This is a genomic window from Actinacidiphila sp. bgisy144, from assembly GCF_057708105.1.
Genome location: NZ_JBYIRM010000014.1, coordinates 136,718 through 157,423, shown reverse-complemented (window position 1 = coordinate 157,423; position 20,706 = coordinate 136,718). Strand labels below are relative to the sequence as shown.

The following is a 20,706-nucleotide window of genomic DNA, read 5'->3' as shown; positions in this document are numbered from 1 at the left end:
CGTGGTCGTGTAGGCGTCGCCTCCGGCACCACCGACATAGCTCGTGGCGGACGCGAGTTGCCCCTTGGCACCGGACGGGTCCCACACGTGCTTGGTCAGCAGAGGTCCGCTGGCGCTTCCGCTGTGGGTCTCGGTCTCACGGCCGAGTTGATCATAGACGTGGGTGATCGTCTGATGCAGGGCATTGGTAGTGCTGACCAGCTGGTTGCGGTCGTCGTACGTGGACGTGCTCGTGCCGGTGTCCGGGTCCGTGCTGCTGGTCTGGTTTCCGCGCTGGTCGTAGCCGTAGGACCAGACACTCCCCGACGGGTCGGTGAGTTTGAGGAGCTTGCCTGCGGGCGTGTACTCGTAGTGTGTGTCGTCTGCTGTGCCGGTCGGCGTCGCACCGTGGTACTGGAGCAGATCAGTGGTCTGTCCGCGGGCGTCGGTGATGGTGGTGGTCGGCGTCGCACCGCTGGGCGGGGTGACGTCGACGCGGTCCCCCTCGTACGAGGTGTCGGTCGTGGCCAGGACAGTGCCGCCGTCACTGTTGCCGGCCACCTGCTGGCTCCGCACCACCCGGCCGAGGCCGTCGTAGGTGTTCCAGGTCTGGGTCTCGACACCCAGGGCATCGTCGAGTGTCAGCAATTGCGACGACGGCGGGTCGACGTTGTAGTACGCGGCGAACTGCTTCGCGACCAGGCCGCGTTCGTCGTAGAAGGTGTCACTGACGAGCCGACCGCCCGAGGGACCGGGAACCTGGACCTGCCGGGGCTGAAGGTATCCGTCGTAGATCGTGTACGCGGTCTGCTGCGCGCTGTCGCTCTTGAGGGTCTTGGTGGCGACGGAGGCGGGGGCGTTGTCCGTGACCGTGTACGTGTACTGGTAGTTCGGTATGTCGCTGTTGGCCTTCGACCGGTTCGGCTGCCAGACGCGCAAGGTGCGGCCCATCGCGTCGTACGTGGTGTCGGTGCGCTTGCTGTTGGCGTCCACGACGGTAGTCGGAAGCCCGCGAAGTGGGTCGAACGTGGTCTTCACCGTTTGCGACGTCGAACTGCTCGCCGGGTCTGCGGGCGGTCCGGTGACCGTGGTGGTGGTAGGGAATCCGGTGGCCGGGGTGTACACGGTCGTCACCGTGTGACCGTCGGATCGGGCGGTCCGGACCGGAGCGGTGGTCTCGCTCGCCGTGACCGTGGCCGTGATGTCGGTCGTGGTGAGGGGGCGGCCGTACGCGGTGTCGTAAGTGACGCCGGATTCGAGGTAGGTCCCCGTCGTTCCGTTGTGCGAGACCAGCGTGGCGGAGCGGGTCTCGTCCCCCCTTGTCGGCGGGACACCGTAGTCCTGACCGTCGAAGGCGGTGCGGACATCCGACAGGACGTCCTTGGTGCGGTCGGGCGTGCTGGCGCAGCTCACCGCTACGGTCTCGGTACGGGCGACTGCGGTCAGGATCCAGGCATCGGTGTTGTCCGCGTAGGTGACACGCGTGCACTGATCGTCTGCGGCAGTGGATTCGTCTCCGAAATCGTCGGTTCGGACGATGCGGCCCGCGGTCTCCTCGAACGCGTTGGTGACGTTTGTCGTACGCCACTTCTGGCCGGCGCCGCTGTCGAGTGAGGTCCAGGTGCGGGTGCCTGCGGTTCCGGTGAGGTTGGCGGTGGTGGTGCCCCAGTCCCGGGTGCGGGTCGCAGTGGTGTGAACCCATGGGGTATTGACGGTCTTGTCGAGGACCACTCCGCCGGGGGCGCTGTACTGCTCGGACTTGTACTCGAATCCGTCGAGGGCATCGACGTCGGTGATCGTGCCACCGTGATCGTCGGAGACCGTGACCGGGGTGGTGCTCCCCTTGTCTCCGTCCATACCACGGAGGAAGTAGTGGTCGGTCTGCGACTTCATGCCGACCGGGTCCTGCCCGCCGGTCTCCACCCGCACATGGGAGTAGCCCCGCCACTCCGACCAGGTCTTGTACTTCTCCTTGGTCAGCCCGTCGTCATCGTCGTAATGCCAAGCCGCTCCGTCAAGGTAGGTGTAACGGGTGACCATGTCGGGTGACGCGTTGGTCCGGTCAGTCCGGGTGACGCTGTCGACGACGTACTTGTCGAACCACTGGAGTGTGGGGTCCTTGTCGCCTTCCTTCGTGTAGTAGACGGGGTAGCAGCGGGTGGTGTTCGCCGAAGGAGTCGGCAGGTGCGCCGCATCGCACGTCGCAGTCGAATATTGGACGTCGATCTGACCGCCGTACTCGTCGATCACCGTGGACACCCGTTCCTTGATGAACGGCGAGGTGTCGTCCCCGGGGATGTCCAACCGGTTGGTCCGCTGGTCATAGCCGAAAGTGACCTTCGGCAGTTGTACCGTGGGCGTACCGGCAAGACCCGTGTACTGGATGGACTTGAGCTCGAGCTGGTAGTCGATGTCGGCCATGCCCCAGCCGTACTCGAGATGCCAGGTGTCGACAGGGGTGTACGTAGTGCTCCCCGACTTGAGGACCGACGTCGTCACATCCGTGAGTCGCTTGCGCGTCCAGAACGACGGGGAGTACGCCTTGGTGCAGTCCTTGCCGGCATCGCAGTTGAGGTCCCACGGCGTGTCGTACCAATAGAACGCGTCGTCGTCGATGCTGGATGCGCCGCAGGTGCTGTCCGACTCCAAGCAGCGCTCTGCAGTGTCGAAGTCCACGCGGGCCAGTGCCTGGGTGCTGTAGGCCGAACCGTCACGGAACCCGTAGTCAATGTGGTCCAGGGTGCCGCCGCGGTCGTAGGACGTCTCGTCGGCCGCCTTTCCGTCACGACCGTAGGTATTCGTCTCCGTGTTGTAGTAGTAGGCCATGGCATTGCCATGGGAGTCGACCGCGTAGTCGAGGTTCCACCGCCAGCCCTGCTGGCACCAGGAGTCGGCGAACGTACTCGCATGGCAGGGTTCGCCGGCATCGTCACCGAAGACCGGCACCGTCCACGTCGAGTTCGTGGGGGCGCTCGTCGAGTCCCATCCGGGCAGCCGGTTGTAGCCGAAGTAGTAACGAGAGCCGTCCGTCGTGGTGACACGCCAGTACTCGTCATCGTGTGCGCCGTTGGCACGCACGTTGGTCGAGGAACCGTAGATGCGGTCGACCTTGGTTCCGTCGTCGTCCTTCAACCGGAAGCTGTTCGTGCCGGTGGCGATCAGTTCTCCTGAGTGGCCACCGAACGTGAGAATCGCGTCGTCGGACGACCAGCACAGATCCCCGGGTTTGCTGCCGTCTGCGTTGGTGACGTCGTCATCGGCGCACTGTTTGTAGGCGCGTTCGATCGAACCGGACCACATGCTGAAGCCGTCACCGGCCCATGACGCCTGGTTGTTCGTACTGGAGGTCCGTCCGTCGACAGCTCCTGAGGAGTAGTTCAGGCCGAGGCTGGGAGCGAAAGAACCGGGCACGCCTGGCGTCTGTATCGGATAGGACCAGGTGAAGGAGCCCGTGTTGAGATTGGTCGACCACGCAGCGGATTCCGCCAGCGAAGTCGCCTTGTAGTCGCCCTGATCGCTGGATGTCGCCGAGTCCAGCGCGAACACCGCCGATTGGGCTGCCGGAACCGTCACAGCGGTGGCGCTGAGGGTCTGCATGACCCGGTCGTTCTTCGTCGGCACGGGCGTGGATACCTGGCAGGCAGGCTTGTCGGGTGTGGTTACCGCACAGCCGGGAAGTTCGACAAGCCGCACCCGGTCGGCGTATGCCCCGCCGTACGCCTGGGCGAAGTCCTTGTACTCGATGCTCAACCCCACCGTGCTGCCGACGGTGGTCGCGCTGCGGTCCAGGGTGAAGAGCATGCCTGCGACGCCGGCTTGTTCGGCTGCTGCGTGGTCGAGAATGCGGACGTGCGTCGGCCCACTGAGCGCGGCGGTCTTCGACGTGCCGGTCTTCTTGCTCGTCGCGCTGGTAGTGCCGGGAACGAGCAAGGACAACGGCGTGGTGCCCACACGAGCTCGTGACGCGGTGGACTGCGGGTGCACGGCCACCGTGATCGACGTTGCCCGAGGCCAACTACGCGGCGGGGCGGCTTTCGGCAGGCTTGGGGCACCAGGAGTGACGCGAGGTGCAACCGTCACCGAGTGGCCGGCCATGGGTTTTTCCGCGGCGGGCACCGAGGGCATGTCGTCGGCCTGTGCCACGGGCAGGGCAGTTCCCTGCAGGACCGTACCGATGAGTGCTGCTGATACGACCGCGGAAATGCGACTCCGTACACGGTGTCGGGGCTTCCCAGCCATGCTCGCTCCATGTGTGTGTCCGGCCCGGCCAGCGCATCCAGCGCTGGTCCCGCGGTTGGGTCCTGCTTGTCGGAAGGTCGTGAGGTTGCGTTCGAACGGGCCGGTCACGGACCCGGATTGGTCGCAAGATCTGCGCCGCTGGCGAGTTGGTGAACCTGGTCGTCGTCGGCGGCGCCCTGGAAGACCCATACGTCGTCAATCGCGCCGGACAGGTACTCGCCGAAGGTGCCTGCCGCCGTACGGGAGCGGCCCAGTTGCAGACCGCCGGTCGCGTCGAAGGCGTGGGCGTCGGAGTTCCAGGAGACCTTCTCGGTGCATGTCGCGTCGTCGGGGGTGCCGTCGTCATCGTCGTCGGCGCACAAGGTCTCGCGGAGGTCGCCGTCGACGTACAGGCGCATCTGGGTGGCGAAGGCGTCGTAGACGACGGTGATGTTGTCCCACCCACCGTTGCCTTCGAAGGTGGTGTTGTCGGCGAGGGTATGGGCGGCGGTGGCGCTGTCCGTACCTACCAGGTCCAGTTGCCAGGCGCCGGCATTGTCCGGGTCGTCCGGGTCGGGGACGTAGCGGACGGCGAAGCTGCTGGTGTTGGTCCCGGCTTGGCTCATGACCGTCATGGGTCTGGTGGGCCGACCGGGGGTGGTGACCCATGCGCTGGCGGTGAAGCTGGTGTCGGTGCGGATCGGGGAGGTGGCAGTGGCGGCGTAGCTGCCGTCTCCGGTGAGGGACAGGCCGCCGGTGCCGACGAGGTTGCTGTTGCCGGTGGTGTCGATGGCGGCGCCGGGGCCGAGGATCATCGGGTGCTGGTCGGTGGTGGCTGCGATGTCGTCCGGTGAGACGGCCGGGGTGGTGCCAGTGGACGTGTCCAGTCGCCAGCGGCCCTCGACGAGCGGCCGGGCCTGGTACAGGTCGGAGGCTTCCGGTGCGGACAGGGCCCGGTCGTAGAGCTGGACCTGGTCGATCTGGCCGGGGAAGAAGGAGTCGGGGGCGCCGTCGTAGGAGCCGGCTCCGATCTGGACCGGTCCGCCGCCGTAGAAGGGCGCGGCGAATGCGGTGGTCTGCACGAGCGAGCCGTTGACGAACAGTTGCAGCTGATCGGCGACGGCGTCGTAGGAGCCGATGAGCTGGGTCCATACGCCGGCTGGTGACTGGGTCGTGTTGCCCTGGGTGGCGCGCACGGCGGTCGAGTCGTCGCTGTCGGAGACGTACTGGTTGAACGTCCAGCCGTAGGTGGCGGAGTAGTACAGCTCGAAGCCGGGCCGGTTGGTGCCGGTCTGGGTGGCGATGATCGCTGCGTGGTTGGGTTTCTCGCTCAGCTTCGCCCAGGCCACGACGGAGAAGCTCGCCTGGTTGTTGACGTGCGGTGAGGTGGTGGTGGCGTAGTCGTCGACGCCGTCGAGGGTAAGTGCGTGGTGGTCGACGCCCGGCTGCCCGAGTTCGGCACCGTTCTTCAGTGTGGCGTCTTCGACGTCGGCGCGGCCGGAGAGCTGGGTGGTGGGGTTGCCGGCGTCGTCGGTGGCCGGCTCGTCGAGCGGGAAGACCGCGCGGGCCGGGCGGCCCGTGCCGATGGGCTGCTTGTTGTACAGGCGCGTCACGTCTGCGGCGACGAGGGGCTTGTCGTAGATGCGGACGTCGTCGATGGAACCGGGGAAGTACGAGGCGGGCACGCCCTCGTACAGTCCGGCGCCGATCTGCAGGCCCCGGCGGGCGTCCCAGGCGTTGGTGTACGCCGCCGTACCGGCCAACGTGCCGTTGACGTACAGCGAGAGCTGGCCGGCCGCCGCGCTGTAGGTGCCGGCGAGGTGGACCCACTGGCCGGCCTGGACGCCGCCGGCGGATGCCTGCATGGCCCGGACCGGGGTGGCGGTGGCGGTGTCGGCGGTGTACTGGTTGAACGCCCACCGGTCCAGTGCCTTGGAGTAGTACAGCTCGAAGCCGGGGCTGTTGTTGCCGGGCTGGGTGGCGACGACCGCTGCCGCGGACGGCATGGCCGACAGCTTCACCCACGCGGCGACGGAGAAGCCCAGTGAGGTGTCCACGGTCGGCAGGTCGGACTGCAGGTAGTCGTCCGTGCCGTCGAACGTAACGGCGCTGCCCACCGCTCCGGGGTCGCCCAGGACCGGGTCGCCGTGGATGTCCAAGGTCCGCTCCCCCGCGGTCCCGGCAGCCGCGGCTGATCCTTCGGCGTCGTCGAGGTTCCACTCGGCGCGCGCCGGCTGGCCCGCCTTCACCTTGAACTCGTAGGTGGCGGGGGCGCTCCGCACACCGGAGGCGGTCATGGTCAGCGCCGTGATGAAGTTCGTGCCCGACCTCGTCGGGCGGAACCGGATCGTCTTCGCCGCGCCGGCGGTGGTGGTGACCGTGTTGCCGGACGACGGGTCGGCGTTGATGCCGTACTCGTAGCCGGTCACGGACGAGTCGCCGGAGGTGATCGTGAAGGTGCCGTAGCGGCCGACACCGTCGTAGGACGGGTCGTCGGGGTCGGTGTCGTCGACTGCGGGGTACTCGTCGGAGGCAAGCTGCGGGCTGGCCGGGACGTGGCTGTCGTAGACGAAGTAGCAGGCGGTCGCCGAACCGGTCTGGGACCACGGCGAGTAGCTGTAGTAGGCGCCCTGGTCGTAGTCGACCGAGCGGGCGGCCCACGCGACGGTCTTGCCTTCCGGCACGCTGGTGGGCAGCGTGGTGGAGAAGTCGGAACCGGACGCCTTCGGACCGATCTTCGCCGACGTCCAGTGCGCGACCATGCCCTTGCCGTCACCGGCGTCCCAGTACGCCTGGAACTGGACACTGACCTGGTCCTTGTCCGGGTCGGTGACGTCGACCGCGCTCACCGAGGGCCGGATACGCACCGACACCTTGTCGGCGGGCTTCTTGCACAGCCCGCCCGGGTTCATCGACAGGTGCGCCATCGGGATCTGCCCGGGCGGGCGGTTGTACTTCACCCGCAGGTAGGCGTCGTCGGAGAACCGCTTCCAGCCGTACTTGTCGTCCTCGTCGCTCGCCCTGAGCCCGAACGTCGCCGTGGAGGAGCCGACGTTCGCGGCGACCTGGACGGCCGACTTCGCGTCGAACTCCACGTCACCGGCCGGGCACGACGTCCCGCCCCCGTGGGCGACGTTCGCGGTCGAGAGCTTGTTCAGCCAGAACGCGTCGTTGTTCTGCGAGTTCCACGTCGTCGACGACGAGATGGCCTTCGTCCGCCACAGCTCGACCGGCCGGGCGTCACAGCTGGCCGAGTGCGTCTCGTGCGCCACGAACGTCGCGCTCAGGATGGTCTTGCCCGCGAACGTCGAGGCGGGGAACTGGTAGAACAGCCGCTTCAGGTCGTAGGGGGCGCAGTAGTCCCACCCGCAGTAGCCGACGCCCGCGTCCGCGTCGCCGTTGAACCGCCACTGCGGGGTGGAGGCCCAGTAGCGGGAGGCCATCGTCCAGGACGACGCCTTCGGCGTGTACGTCTCGGGGTCGAGGTACACCGGGAAGCGGGTATCCGCCGCGGACAGCATCTCCTGATCGGGCGTCAGCTGGAGTTGGCTGCCGTCGCTACTGACGTCCACCCCGATCGGGGCGATCTTCGAGGCGTCACCGGGTCCCTGGCCGTCGGCCGCGGCGGCCTCCGTCTGCGCCTGCGCCGACCGAGTTTTCGCGGTGGTCGCGGACTCTGTGGTGCCGTCCGCGCCGGAGTCCCACATCACCGGCGTGGGGGCTTCGAAGGCCAGACCGCCGCCGGCCTCGTCCCGGGCCTGAAGCCCGCCGTCCGGGGACTCGGCCAGCTTCAGCCCCGAACCCGAGACCGCGAGCTTCAGCTGCGCCAGCGCCGGGTTCTGTGCCGCGGTCGCGGTGTTGACCACCAGCAACTGGTGGAACCCGTCGGTGTCGGACCGCATCTGCAGGTCCACATCGGGCAGCACGTCCTTGTACGTGGCGGTGTCGCCGTCCAGCTGGGGCGCAGGCAGCGCCGTCGGCCACGTGTAGGAGAGCTCCTTGCCCGCGGTCTCCAGGGACACCAACGGACCGCTGCCCCCGCCGGAGAACGTCATGCCGACCGTGGACACCTTCGGCGCGACCCGCCCGCCGGCGCCGGCCGCGAGGGTGTTGTCGACGTCCTTCCAGCCGCCGTCCACGCGGGCCCGCACCGGCCGCAGATGCTGCACGGTCTCCAGCCGGCCGTCCGCGGTCGCGTACGTCTCGCTCGACTCCGCACGCAGCGAGGTGATCTCCACGTCCTGACCGGTCGATACGGCCTTGGACACCGCGGCGTCCTCCGTCAGCGCCGTCGGCTTGCCCGTTCCGGCCTTTGCCGCTCCGGTCCCGTCGGCCGGCGCCGTTCTCGGCGCGGCGACCGCCGCACTTCCCAGGCCCACCGGAACACCGACACCAGCCAGAACGGCGGCGGCCACCCCTGCGACCAACACACCGCGTACACGTCCGCGCAGCACCGCGTTCAACTCCCGTCCCCGCCCCGCTCCAAAGCCCCCACCCCGGAGTCACAGGATCTTCACAAGTCGATGGAGCTTACAGTCACCACGCATGTACAAGTCAAGAGCCAGTTTTCCCGCGCCCAAGTCCAGTACCGAAAAACCCCATGGGAGTTGAAAGATCCGCACCTGCACCACAACGGGCAGCAGAGCAGGGCGCGCCAGGCCGCCTGGACGAGCGCCCGCCGGCACCACCCGGACATGCGGACGCGATAGCGAGGAACCCTCGGCGACCGATCGCCTCGACAAGCGAAACCAGCATCGCCTAGCGTGCGGGCATGCCCCTGCACATCACCGCAGAAGACGTACGGCGCCTCATACAGGCCGGGCCCGCGGACAACCCGGGCTTGTACATCGTCACCGACGACGACGGAACCGAACAGATCGCCGTTTGCCCCTGCGAAGTGTCCCACTACGGCGCGATCATCAGCCGAACCGAGCTCATGGAGCGCACCTCGGGGCACCCCGACGCCGCCGCCATAAGCGAATTCCTGCCAGAACTCCAAACGCGCACCGAAACCGTGCAGTCAGGAAATGTAGTCGCTGATTGGTAGGCCGCTGGCATAGCACCGCACCCAGGTGAGGAATCACCGGGCGCGACCTGCATCCGATGGGGCGGGGTAGTGTCCGTGACATGTCGAAGGTCAAGGTCAGCGTCATCGTCCCCGTGTACAACACCGGGAAATACCTCGCCGAGTGCGCGCCCTCACTCCTCGGGCAGAGTCTGCCCGAGGACGAGTACGAGGTCATCTACGTCGACGATGGTTCGACCGACGACACACCGAACCGCCTGAAGGAGATCGCGGCGGCCCACCCCAACGTGCAGGTGCACACCCAGCCCAACTCGGGCTGGCCGGGTGGCCCCCGCAACCTCGGCATCCGGCACGCCCGCGGCGAGTACGTCCAGTTCGTCGATCACGACGACATGCTCGGCAGCCAGGCACTGGAGCGGCTGTACGCGCACGCCCAACGCAACAACTCGGACATCGTCATAGGCAAGCTGTCCACCACGATGGCGCGCCCCAGGCGCCTGTTCCGGCACACCGTGGATGTCTGCACCGTCGAGAACGACGAGCTGATGCAGGCCCTGGCCCCGCACAAGATGTTCCGGCGCGCCTTCATACAGGAGCATGGGCTGCGGTTTCCGGAAGGGCCGTGGATCATGGAGGACATCGCCTTCGTCAGCGCCGCCTACCTCAAAGCCGACCGCATATCCGTCCTCGCGGACTACCCCTGCTACTACTGGCTCAAGCGGGACGACGGCGGCAACAACACCGGTCAGCGATTCGACCCGCGGCACGACTTCTGGGGCAACCTGCGCACCATAGTGCGCCAGATCAAGGACGGCACCGCCCCCTCCGACGACATCGACGCACTCCAGAACCGGCTGCTGCACCGCCTCTACCACGTGGAGGTCCTCTCCCGGGCCCGCGAGCCCGAGATCCTGCGTGAGGACCCCGCCCAGCAGCGCCCCCGATTCGAGGCCGCCCGCCAGGCAGCGCTGGAGGAATTCCCCCCGGCCGTACGCGAGGGGCTGCCCGCGGTATCCCGGCTCAGGGCCGAACTGCTGGAACGCGGCGACTACGACGGGGCACTCGCCTTCGCCGAGCGCGTCCGGGACGTCAAGGCCCACGGCGAGGTGAGCCCGCCCCGCTGGGAGGACGGCTGTCTGGTCACCGACGTCACCCTGGAACTGCGGCGCGGCGACGGCGAACCGCTCGCCCTGGTCGAACGCGACGGCAGGCAATACCTGGACCCCGCCCTGCTGGCCGGCGTGCCGGGCACGGAGGACGGTTGGGAGGTCCGCGACCCGTTCCGGCTGGCGTCCGCGGAACTGGTCGTGAAGGACCGCGACCGCGACGACTGGTGGTACCCGGAGGGGGACCTCGACCTGCGGCTCCTGCCGGCCGGCCCAGGGCGCTCCCGCATCGTCGCCTCGGGCCGGCTGCGTATCGACCCGGAACGGCTGGCGGGCGGTCGGCCGCTCGACCGCGGAGTCTACGAGGCGTGGGCGTTCGTCCAGTTCCTGGGCATCGACCGGATGGTCCGGCTCACCGGCCCGGCCGCCCCCGGCGCCCCCGCCGCGGGTCCCGCCCTGACCGGCGGCCGAATCGCGCTGCCGTACTGGACGAAGGGCCCGGGCCAGCTCACCCTCGACCTCGGCGAGCGGTTGCGCAAGCTCGGCCCGGACACAGCGAAGGCCGCCGCCGCCAACGACGCGCGCGGCGGCCGGTGGTTCCCGCTGCCGTACGTCGCGGCGACCGCGTCCGCCACGCCGGTCCCCCTCAAGGTCACAGTGGCCACGGTGACAGTCACCGCCCACCTGGTCCCGGCTCCCGACGGGACCACCGCCCACCTGCGGCTGCCCGCCCGCCTCGACCTCCCCGCCGGCCGCCACCCCGTCACCCTCCCCAAAACGGACGCCCCCCTCGCGTACGTCGTCGTCCGCGACGGCACCGTACTCCGCACCGAAGGGCCCGCCCACGAAACCGGCACCGGCCGGCGCATCCTGCACTCCCTCACCGACAACCCCCAGATCCGCCGCATCCGCAACCGCTTGCGTGGAGCCAACTGACGGCGACCACCCGGCCACCGACCTCTGGGGCACCCGAAACGCAGCACGCAGATATAAGGTTTCGACGACCCACACACGGCGAACAGCCAACGCCCAGTGCACCGTCGGACGGAAGTTCTGGGGACCGACCGCGGAGCACAAGCCGCGCCCGATGATGAGCGACGCTCGCATATCCATCTGCCCGAATCGCGGCTGTTCCTCGGCGGCCCGGGACCGCGAAGCGAACGGTGGGACTCGGTCGGATTTCGGGTCCGCTCATCGTTGTCGTTGTGCTGGTCCGGTCCGACACGGTGGATCGCGGAACCCTCCCACGCAGCGGACGTGTTGCGCGCTGACACGGCCCGGCTTGACGCGACCCGCGCCTCGGTTGCCGCGCCGCGATCGTGCACACACGGTCGACGCATGCGCGGTCCACTCAGGAGTGTCGGCAGAGTTGCGATAAATGGGCACGCACGACCTCTTGAGGCGCAGTAAGTGTCGACAGTAAGGTCCCTTCAGTCCACCAGCCCGCCGTCCTCCTCCGCCGCACCCAGGTCGTGGCGGTGCCGGTCGGCCATGCCCGAATGCACTGGAAGACAAGGGAGTTCAAGTGGTACGCACACGCAGTACGGACACCGACCGCCCCGCCGGCACCGGCACCGGCACATTGGACCGCGAGGTCAGCTACCGGGCCCGCAACCGGGCACTGCTGGTCGCGGTCGGCGGCCTGGTGCTCGCACCGGCGCTGGCCACCCCCGCCGTCGCCGAGAGCGCACACAAAGGCGGGGGCCGCGGCGGCAGCGGCCGGACACTCACGGTGCGGTCCGGGGAGACCCTGGAGCTCACCGCCACGACCACCGTCACCGAACTCACCATCGCCGAGGGCGGCGCCATCTCCGCCCCGGACGGCACCCGCCTCACCCTCACCGTCAACGGCGTGGAGACCGGCAGCAAGCTGGGCCGGCTCACCGACGGCGACGGGGGCGTGGCCACCGCCATCGCGGCGGGCACCTACCGCGGCACGGTGGTCCTCGACGTCGCCGCGGCCAACGACGTCACCTACAACGCGATGTCCTTCCCGTTCCGGCAGGCCGTCTACGTGGACGCCGACGGCGTCGACGAGAGCCGCTCCGTGCCCTCCGACGTACGCGGCGGCACCGTCACCGACGACGAGGCCCGCGACATCACCCTGCGGTCGAACGGCGAGGCGTTCAACGGCGTCTACGTCACCGGCGGCGCCACCTACCGGCTCACCCGGCCGGACATCGCCTTCCAGGGCAACGGCCGCTGCGACTTCGTCGGGTACGGCGCCGCCGTGGTCGGCACCGGCGCGGGCACCAACCTCGTCATCGACGGCGCCACCATCAGGAACGAGGGCGTCGTCCGCACCGCGGTGATCGCCGACGCCACCGCCAACGTCGTCGTGAAGAACTCCACCATCCACTGCGCCGACGGCGACCACGTGCCCGCCGAGTACCCGGCCAGCGGCAGCGGCGACACCCGCTACATGATCACCGTCCCCTGGATGCTGGGCATCTCGGGCAACGTCCGGGCCACCAACCTGCTCGGCGCGAGCACCCGCGCGTCGTACATCAACTCCTCGATCTCCTCGGAGAAATGGGGCGCGCTGTCCGTCGACGGCGGCAGCAACTGCACCCTGACGGCGATCAACAGCCGCGTCGCGAACACCGGCGGCCAGGGCTACGGCTCCTACGCGATCGGCAACGTCACCGAGAACATCCTCGGCTGCACCTACGACGTCGGCGACTACGCGCTGATCCACTGGGGCGCCTCCGCGCACTACGGCGACAGCACCCGGGCGGCGGTCGCCGCGCTCAACGAGTCGCTGGAACTCGGCCTGACCGCGAGCGAGTTGCGCCGCCTGCCGGAGCGGGCGACGACCATCAGGGCCGGCCGGTTCATGGTGCTGTGGTACGCCGCCGGCTCGGTCCTCGTCGACGGCGGAACCCAGGTCGACACCGGCGAGACGACGTTCATGTGCAAGGCGGTCGCCGCGAACGTCACCGTCGACGGCTCCCGCGGCGCCCGCCTCACCCCGGGCAACGGCGTCATCTTCCAGCTGATGGACACCGACCGGCCCAGCAGCGTGGCGGTGACCGGCAAGCCGTGGTCGACCGAGATGCTCGGCACCTACACCGAGCCGACCACCGCCCCCACCAGGTCCGCGACCTGGGACACCACCACCGCCCAGAGCACCGACGCCAGGGCCGCGTTCACCGACATCGACCTGGCGGGCGACTTCTACAACGCCGTCCGCGGCGGCGGCAACGCGAGCCTGCAGGGCCAGAACCTGGTGCTGGACTTCACCCGCTCCACCGTCAGGGGCGTCATCTCCGCGACCAGCACCCGGCACCGCGTGGCCACCATCACCATCGACGAGTACCGCCAGATCAGCGAGGTCGCCAACACCCCGGGCGACGTCGTCAACAACGGCGTCATCGTCACCCTCGGCGCCCGCTCCACCTGGACGGTCACCGGCCCGTCGTACCTCAGCTCGCTGACCCTGGCCGCCGACGCCGCCGTCACGGCGCCGCGCGGCAAGAAGGTGCGGCTGACCGTCGACGGCACGCCCACCGCGATCAAGGCCGGCACCACCTACACCGGCGCCCTCACCCTGACCGTGGGATGACCTGTGCGTGAGTCGGCCCGGGGCGGGTAGCAACGCCCCGGGCCGACTCGTTCGCTCGGCAAGGTGTCGACAATGGACCGAGCATCCGGGCGCTGGATCGAGCACACATGCGATAGTGTCGACACCGTTCCAAAGTCTGTGGGACTCGGACCGATCAAGGGGACACGGCGCATGGCCGGTCAGGACATGGACCTGGTGCTCGAACGCCTGCTGCGGCTGAAGGACCGGCGCGAACCGCTGGTCGCGCAGATCGCCGGGTGGGTCGCCGGCGGCATCATCGAAGGCCGGCTGGAGCCGGGGCAGGACCTCAACAGCGTCGAGCTGTCCCGGCGCTTCGACACCAGCCGCACCCCCGTGCGCGAGGCGCTGATGCTCCTGGAGCAGGAGGGCCTGGTCGAGATGAAGGCCCGGCGCCGCCCGAGGGTCGCCGCGCCCACCCTCGGCGACATCCGGGACACCTACCAGGTACGCCGGCACCTGCTGTCGATGCTGGCCGGGCTGCTGGTCGAGCGGGCCACCGACGACGAGCTCGCCGAGCTGCGCGCGCGGGTCGCCGCGATGCGCGAGCTGGCCGACGCCGGTGATGTGGACGCGTACTTCTGGGGCCATGTGCAGCTCCAGGAGCGGATGACCGAGATCGTCGGCAACAGCACGCTCAAGCAGATCCTGGACTCCCTGGCGCTGCGGACGCTCATGCTGCGGCACCTGAGCCTGACCCGCCCGGGCCGGCTCGCCTTCAGCGTCGACGACCAGGAACGGCTGATCCAGGCGTGCGAGGAACGGGACGGCGAGCTGGCCTCCGCACTGATCGCGGGCGCGACCGTACGGGCCCTGCGCGCGGTGGAGGAGCAGATCGCGCAGGAGGCGGGGGCCGGCCGGAAACCGCCGCGCAAGCGCCGCGCGAGCGCCTGACCGGCCCGCGCCGGCCCCGACGCCCGCGGGCGCGCGGCTACTTGGCGAGCACCCCGCCGTCCACGGGGAAGTTGCCGCCGGTGACCCAGGTGGACTCGTCCGATATCAGGTAGACCGCGCACCAGGCGATGTCCTCGGGCCGTCCGACCCGCCCCAGCGGAATGCGGTCCAGCAGCGCCCGCTGCGTGGCGCCCTCGTGCGCGCCGGCCGACTCGGTGGCCGGTGTGCGGACCATGCCCGGGGAGATGGTGTTCGCCCGGATGCCCCGGGGGCCGCCCTCCACCGCGAGCTGCCGGGTCAGACCGAGCACCGCGGCCTTTCCGGCGCAGTGCGCGACCATGCCGAAGTTCCCGCTGCCGCGGAAGGCGTTCACCGAGGCGAAGTTGACGATCGAGCCGCCCCCGGACGCCACCAGGTGCGGCCAGGCCGCCTGCACGGGCAGGAAGACCACGTCGACCTCCCCCCGCATGGTCGGGGTCCACTCGTGCCGGAAGTCCATCTCGGCGGCGGTGGCCATGTGCGGGGCGATGGCGCCCGCGGTGACCAGCGCGTCGATCCGGCCGTGCCGCTGCCGCGCCTCGTCGGCGAAGCGCCGGGCGTCGGCCGGGTCGGTCATGTCGAGCGGGGCGGCGACGTCGAGGTCGAGTCCGCGCTCGGCGGCGAGCGTGCGGGTGCGTTCGGCCGCCGCGGGGTCGATGTCGCAGCCGGCCACGGTGGCGCCCTGCTCGGCGCAGAGCAGCGCGCAGCCCTGCCCGATGCCGGCGCCCGCGCCGGTGACCAGGACCACCTTGCCGGCCAGCCGGCCGGTACGGGTACGGCTGGGGGTCGTCATGTCGTCCTCCTGGGGGCGGGTTCGGCGGCGGGTTCGGTGGCGAGGCCGGCGGCGGGTTCGGGGCCGGCTTCGGGATCGGTTGCCGCGGGACCGGCGGCGGGTTCGGCGACAGGGTCGGCGGCCGGTGCGGGCAGTTCCACCTGGAGCGCGACCAGGAACCGGGACACCATGCCGTAGGCGGCGATCGTGGCGGTCAGCTCCACCACCTCCGCCGGCGTGAAGTGGCCGTGCAGCGCGTCGAACACCGCGTCGGGCACGTGCACGTGCCGGGTCATGGCGTCGGTGTAGGCGACCGCCCGGCGCTGCCGCTCGTCCAGGGCGCGGTGGTCCGCGGCGTGCTCGTCGCGCAGTGCGTCGAGGTGGGCGCCGGTCAGTCCGGCGGCGCGGGCCTCGCCCTCGTGGGCGACCCACTCGTACCTGGCCCGGTTGAGCACGGCGATCCGCAGGATCGCCAGCTCCCGGATGTCGGCGGGCAGCGCGGTGCGCTGCCGGATCGCGCCGAGCAGGCTGTTCCAGCCGTCCGCGACGGGCGGGCTGTGCAGGAGCATGCGGTCCAGGGGGCGCAGCGTGCCGCCGCGCCGGGCGCGGATGCGGTCCGCGACCTGGCCGCTGCCGTCGGTACCCGTCAGTCGTGCCACGGGGCGTCCTTTCTGGTCGGTCAGGAGGGGTGGGCGGGCGCGGTCAGCGCGTCCTCGTGCACGGTGTCGCCGAAGACCATGGCGCGCGTGGTGCCGGGTCCGCTGAAGCGCGGCCAGGGCGGTTCTCCGGGGCCGGCCGGGTCGCCGGAGGCGACGAAGCGGGCCCAGGCGCCGGCCATGGCGGCGGCCAGCCGGCGGTCGGCGTCCCGCCACGGCCAGCCGGGGCGCTGGGCCAGGTTGTCCAGTGCGTAGGGGAGTTCGGCGGTGTGGTGGACGCCGAGGTCGGGCAGGCCGGGCGGCAGTGGCGGCCGGTGCTCGAAGCGGTACATCCAGGTGGGCGCGCCGGCCGCGTGGTGCTGCCGGGCCCACTGCCACACCGGGCCCACGAAGCGGGCGTCGCCGACCGCCGCGGGGTCCTCGCCGGGCCGGGCGTACACGGTGCCCTCGTCCCGGTTGGTGCCGAGCAGCAGCGGGACCGCGTGCTGGCGGCCGGCGGCGAAGACGTCGTCGGTGGGCTCGGTGAGCAGCCGGCCGTCGACGACCGGCCCGAAGTGGCCGCGGACGACCAGTTCGACCCCTGAGATGCGGCGCAGCGCTGCGGGGTCCTTCGCGCCGAACCCGTCCGCGTAGGCGACGCCGAGCCGCTGGGCGTCGTCCTGGGCGGGCAGCGGGCCCTCGGCGCGGCCGACGCCCGAGGCGCTCTGCCCGATGGCGGCGCGGAAGTGGCCGCGGGCGGCGCGGGCGGCCATCAGGTGGCAGATGTGGGCGGCGCCGGCGGAGTTGCCCGCGAGGGTGATCCGCCCGGGGTCGCCGCCGAGGACCGCGATGTTGCCGTGTACCCAGGCGAGCGCGGCGGCGATGTCGTACAGCCCGTAGTTGCCCGACGCGCCGGACGCGTCCTCGGCGGCCAGTCCGGGGTGGGCGAGGAAGCCGAGGGCGCCCAGGCGGTGGTTGAGGGTGACGACGACCAGGCCGCGGGCGGCCATGGCGCGGCCGTCGTGGATGTCCTGGGAGCCGTGGCCGTAGCGGTTGCCGCCGCCGTGCACCCACACCATGACCGGCAGCCCGCTGCCGGGAGTCGGCTCGGGGGTCCACACGTTGAGGTAGAGGCAGTCCTCGCTCATCACCAGGGTCCGCCGGTCGGCGAAGTTGGCGCGGTACATGACCGAGTCGGCGGGTGGCTGCGGCTGGAGTGGCGCGGGCCCGAAGTCGGTCGCGCGGCGCTCCCCGTCCCAGGGTTCGGCCGGTCGCGGCGGGCGCCACCGCAGGTCGCCGACCGGGGGCGCGGCGAAGGGGATGCCGCGGAAGGCGGCGACCGGGACGCGGGGCCGGGGCGTCGGGCCGCGGTCCCACTCCCCCACCAGCCGCCCGCCGCGGGTCCGGGCGCGGGGCGGCGGCCGGCGGCTCACGCGGGCGCCTTGTGCAAGGCGCCGTCCTTCATGACGGCCGTGAGCCGGTCGGCGTGCTGGAGGATGCGGATGTCGTCCAGCGGGTCGCCGTCGACCAGCACCAGGTCGGCGAGGAAACCCTCGCGGACCAGGCCGAGTTCGCCGCCCATGTCCATCACCTGGCCGCCGAGGTACGTCGCTGCGCGCAGTGCCTCGGCCGGGGTGAAGCCGAACCAGTCGACGAACAGTTCGAGGTCGCGGGCGTTGCGGCCGACCGGGTTCCAGGCGAAGCCGTAGTCGCCGCCCGGGACGACGCGGATGCCGCGCGAGACCAGTTCGGGCACGACCTGCCGGACCGCCTTCGCGGTGGCCTCGACCTCCATGCCGGGTTCGGGTTCGCTGCCGGCCTCGTACAGGTTGGCGTGGATGATGCCGGGGGTCGGGGCGACGAACAGCCGGTCGCGGGCCGCGGCGAGCAGGTCGAGGGCCTCCTCGTCGGCGAAGGTGCAGTGGTAGACCGCCCGGATGCCGTGGCGTACCGCCATCTTCACGGACTCGGCGGCGTGCGCGTGGGCGGTGAGCCAGACCCCGCGGGCGCGGGCGGTGGCCGCGGCGGCAGCCACCTCCTCGTCGGTGAACTGCACGATCCGCGAGGTGCCCTGCACGACGGCGCTCTCGCCGGACAGCGAGAGTTTGACGATGTCCACGCCGACGTCGGCCATCTCGTCGACGAACCGGCTGACCGACCGCGGGTCGGAGGGGCGGCCCTCGGTGCCGGGGAAGGTGTAGACGCCCGGCTCGCGCATGCCGGCGGTGCCCTCCCATGAGGCGGCCTTGTAGCGCGGCCCGGGCATCCAGCCCTCGGCGAACGCCTTGCGGGCGGCGACCTCGGTGCGCGGCAGCCGGTTGCCGCCGGAGTAGGCACTGGTGAAGCCGTGGTCGAGCATGACGCGGCCGGCGTGCGCGACGAGCAGCGCCTTCTCCTCGTCGGGTTCGTCCCGGCGGCGGGAGGTGTGCTCGGTGGTCGAGCCGAAGCCGAGGTGGGTGTGCGCGTCGACCAGGCCGGGGATGAGGGTGCCGCCGCCTCCGTCGATCACGCGGGCCCGGGTGAGCCGGGCCAGGGGGATGCGGTCGGCGACCTTGGTGATCCGGTTGCCCTCCACCAGGACCTCGGCGGGGAACGGGTCGCTGCCGGTGCCGTCGAAGACCTGGACGTCGGTGAAGACGGTGGCTTCGCCGTGGTTGCTCATGGTGCGCTCCTGAAGGTGTGCCGCATCTCGCCCAGTCCCTCGATCCTGCTCACGAGGGTGTCACCGGGACCTATGAAGCGCTGCGGGGTGCGGCGGTTGCCCACGCCTGCGGGGGTGCCGGTGAAGACCAGGTCGCCGGGGCGCAGCGGGCAGATCGCGCTGAGGTGGGCGACCAGCCGCGGCACGGGGAAGATCATGCGGGAGGTGCGGTCGTGCTGGACGACCTCCCCGTCGAGGGTGCAGGTGAGTTCGAGGTCGCCGGGGTCGGGGAGGTCGTCGAGGGAGACCAGTGCCGGTCCGGTCGGGCCGAAGCCGGGGAAGGACTTTCCCAGGGAGAACTGCGCGGGCCGGCCGGCGAGTTGGGTGATCCGCTCGGACAGGTCCTGTCCCACGGTGAGGGCGACGACCGGGTCCCAGCCGTGCTCCTCCGGGACGCGGTGGGCGGGCCGGCCGATGACGGCGACCAGTTCGACCTCCCAGTCGACGTGGCCGGGCGGCAGGTCGACGGTGCCGCCCGGCCCGGTGACGCAGCTGGGGAACTTGGTGAAGACCAGCGGCTGGTCGGGGTCCTCGTAACCGGCCTCGGCGGCGTGCGGCCGGTAGTTGAGCGCGACGGCGAAGACCTGCCGGGGCTCGGGCACCGGTGCGCGCAGGTCGGCCTCGTCGTACGGGGCGGCAGCGGCCGGGTCGACGCCGGCTGACCAGCGCAGCAGGGCGTCCCACTGGTCGAAGACGGCGGCCGGGTCCGGGTCGAAGCCGCCGTCGGCCACGTCGACGGCGCCGTTCCCGGTCAGCAGGGCGAGCCGGCCCGAGAGGTTCGCGATGCGCATGCCGTCAGGCCCCGGCGCCGGGGGCGGGCGACCAGCCGGCCGGGGGTTCGGGGGTGCCGTACGCGTCCTGCCAGGAGACGACCCGGTTGCGGAGGACGCCGAGCTTCTCGATCTCGGCCTCCACGACGTCGCCGGGCTTGAGGTAGTTCGCGAACGGGTCCGCGGTGCTGGCAGCCACGCCCGCGATGGTGCCGGTGGTGATGATGTCGCCGGCGCTGTAGGTCTGCGGCGAGTGGTAGGCGACCAGTTGCGGGATCGACACCGACATGCGGGAGGTGTTCGACTTCTGCCGGACATCGCCGTTGACGCGCAGTTCCATGTCCAGGTCGTGCGGGTCGCCGACCTCGTCGGCGGTGACGATCCAGGGGCCGATCGGGCAGAAGGTGTCGATGGCCTTGGAGAAGGAGAAGACGCCGGACTCCATCTCCTTGCGCTGGATGTCGCGGGCGGTGATGTCGTTGAAGACCAGGTATCCGGCGATGTGCTCGGCGGCCTGCTCGGCGGTGAGGAACTTGCCGGGGGTGCCGATGACCACCGCGAGTTCGAGCTCGTAGTCCAGTTCCCGGGTCAGGTTGGCCGGGTAGACGATGTCGTCCTCGGGGCCGATGACCGCGTCGACGTTCTGGAAGAACACGATGCCCTTGTTGACCGGGTGGGACCAGTCCACGCGGGCCAGGTCCTCGTGGTGCTCCCGGAAGTTGCCGGCGGTGTGGAAGAACTTCTTCGGCACGATCGGGGCGCGCAGCCGTACGTCGGCGAGGGCGTGGGTGCGGCCGGTCTCGGCGACGCGGCTCGCGCGTGCGAAGTACTCCTGGGTGGTCGGCACGTCGAGTCCGACCACGGTGTCGCCGTCCAGGCGGCCCACGAGTCCGGCCTCCGGGCCGTCGTCGAACGTCACCAGCTTCATCAGGTCCTCCGCGTCCTCCGGGCCTTCAGCGCCCGACAACAAGTCACTAACTGTC

Annotated in this window: 11 protein-coding genes; 4 read left to right on the top strand and 7 right to left on the bottom strand. The window is 70.5% G+C overall.

Annotation, left to right across the window (positions count from 1 at the left end):
- Positions 1–4,322: 4,322 nt before the first annotated feature.
- Entirely contained in the window at positions 4,323–8,465 is a 4,143-nt protein-coding gene (locus AC3EVP_RS18195; RefSeq protein ID WP_435131095.1) for a LamG-like jellyroll fold domain-containing protein, read from the bottom strand.
- Positions 8,466–8,968: 503 nt separating this feature from the next.
- Between AC3EVP_RS18195 and AC3EVP_RS18190 the strand changes: the two genes are divergently transcribed.
- The 4 genes from AC3EVP_RS18190 (at position 8,969) to AC3EVP_RS18175 (ending at position 14,806) form a co-directional block, all read left to right on the top strand.
- Entirely contained in the window at positions 8,969–9,244 is a 276-nt protein-coding gene (locus AC3EVP_RS18190; RefSeq protein ID WP_435131093.1) for a hypothetical protein, read from the top strand.
- Positions 9,245–9,324: 80 nt separating this feature from the next.
- Positions 9,325–11,265 carry a glycosyltransferase family 2 protein gene (locus AC3EVP_RS18185; protein WP_435131091.1) on the top strand — a complete coding sequence of 647 codons (1,941 nt, stop codon included), beginning with the start codon at positions 9,325–9,327 and terminating at the stop codon, positions 11,263–11,265.
- 589 nt (positions 11,266–11,854) lie between these two features.
- Positions 11,855–13,894, top strand: a complete 2,040-nt coding sequence (locus AC3EVP_RS18180; protein WP_435131090.1) for a hypothetical protein — start codon at positions 11,855–11,857, stop codon at positions 13,892–13,894.
- Positions 13,895–14,065: 171 nt separating this feature from the next.
- Entirely contained in the window at positions 14,066–14,806 is a 741-nt protein-coding gene (locus AC3EVP_RS18175) for a GntR family transcriptional regulator (protein WP_335976756.1), read from the top strand.
- Between the two features lie 37 nt (positions 14,807–14,843).
- On the opposite strand, the gene AC3EVP_RS18170 is transcribed toward AC3EVP_RS18175, so the two are convergent.
- From AC3EVP_RS18170 to AC3EVP_RS18145, 6 genes are read right to left on the bottom strand one after another with little or no spacing between them, the layout of a single operon-like run.
- Entirely contained in the window at positions 14,844–15,638 is a 795-nt protein-coding gene (locus tag AC3EVP_RS18170; RefSeq protein WP_335976759.1) for an SDR family NAD(P)-dependent oxidoreductase, read from the bottom strand.
- Complete coding sequence (locus AC3EVP_RS18165; protein WP_335976762.1) at positions 15,635–16,276, bottom strand: carboxymuconolactone decarboxylase family protein; 642 nt, start codon at positions 16,274–16,276, stop codon at positions 15,635–15,637. Before AC3EVP_RS18165 ends, AC3EVP_RS18170 begins: the two co-directional genes overlap by 4 nt.
- A 20-nt stretch (positions 16,277–16,296) precedes the next feature.
- Positions 16,297–17,685, bottom strand: coding sequence for a carboxylesterase/lipase family protein (locus tag AC3EVP_RS18160; protein WP_435131088.1), 1,389 nt, complete (start codon positions 17,683–17,685; stop codon positions 16,297–16,299).
- Positions 17,682–18,914 carry an amidohydrolase family protein gene (locus tag AC3EVP_RS18155; protein ID WP_435131087.1) on the bottom strand — a complete coding sequence of 411 codons (1,233 nt, stop codon included), beginning with the start codon at positions 18,912–18,914 and terminating at the stop codon, positions 17,682–17,684. Before AC3EVP_RS18155 ends, AC3EVP_RS18160 begins: the two co-directional genes overlap by 4 nt.
- Positions 18,911–19,744 carry a fumarylacetoacetate hydrolase family protein gene (locus tag AC3EVP_RS18150; RefSeq protein ID WP_435131085.1) on the bottom strand — a complete coding sequence of 278 codons (834 nt, stop codon included), beginning with the start codon at positions 19,742–19,744 and terminating at the stop codon, positions 18,911–18,913. The genes AC3EVP_RS18155 and AC3EVP_RS18150 overlap by 4 nt, the downstream gene beginning before the upstream one ends.
- 4 nt (positions 19,745–19,748) lie before the next feature.
- Positions 19,749–20,693 (bottom strand): fumarylacetoacetate hydrolase family protein, encoded by a 945-nt coding sequence (locus tag AC3EVP_RS18145; RefSeq protein WP_435131083.1) that lies wholly within the window; start codon positions 20,691–20,693, stop codon positions 19,749–19,751.
- Positions 20,694–20,706: the final 13 nt, after the last annotated feature.

Coding starts and splice junctions, on each gene's coding strand:
- AC3EVP_RS18190 (WP_435131093.1), top strand. CDS start 8,969: ATGCCCCTGCACATCACCGCAGAAGACGTACGGCGCCTCATACAGGCC.
- AC3EVP_RS18185 (WP_435131091.1), top strand. CDS start 9,325: ATGTCGAAGGTCAAGGTCAGCGTCATCGTCCCCGTGTACAACACCGGG.
- AC3EVP_RS18175 (WP_335976756.1), top strand. CDS start 14,066: ATGGCCGGTCAGGACATGGACCTGGTGCTCGAACGCCTGCTGCGGCTG.
- AC3EVP_RS18170 (WP_335976759.1), bottom strand. CDS start 15,638: ATGACGACCCCCAGCCGTACCCGTACCGGCCGGCTGGCCGGCAAGGTG.
- AC3EVP_RS18155 (WP_435131087.1), bottom strand. CDS start 18,914: ATGAGCAACCACGGCGAAGCCACCGTCTTCACCGACGTCCAGGTCTTC.
- AC3EVP_RS18150 (WP_435131085.1), bottom strand. CDS start 19,744: ATGCGCATCGCGAACCTCTCGGGCCGGCTCGCCCTGCTGACCGGGAAC.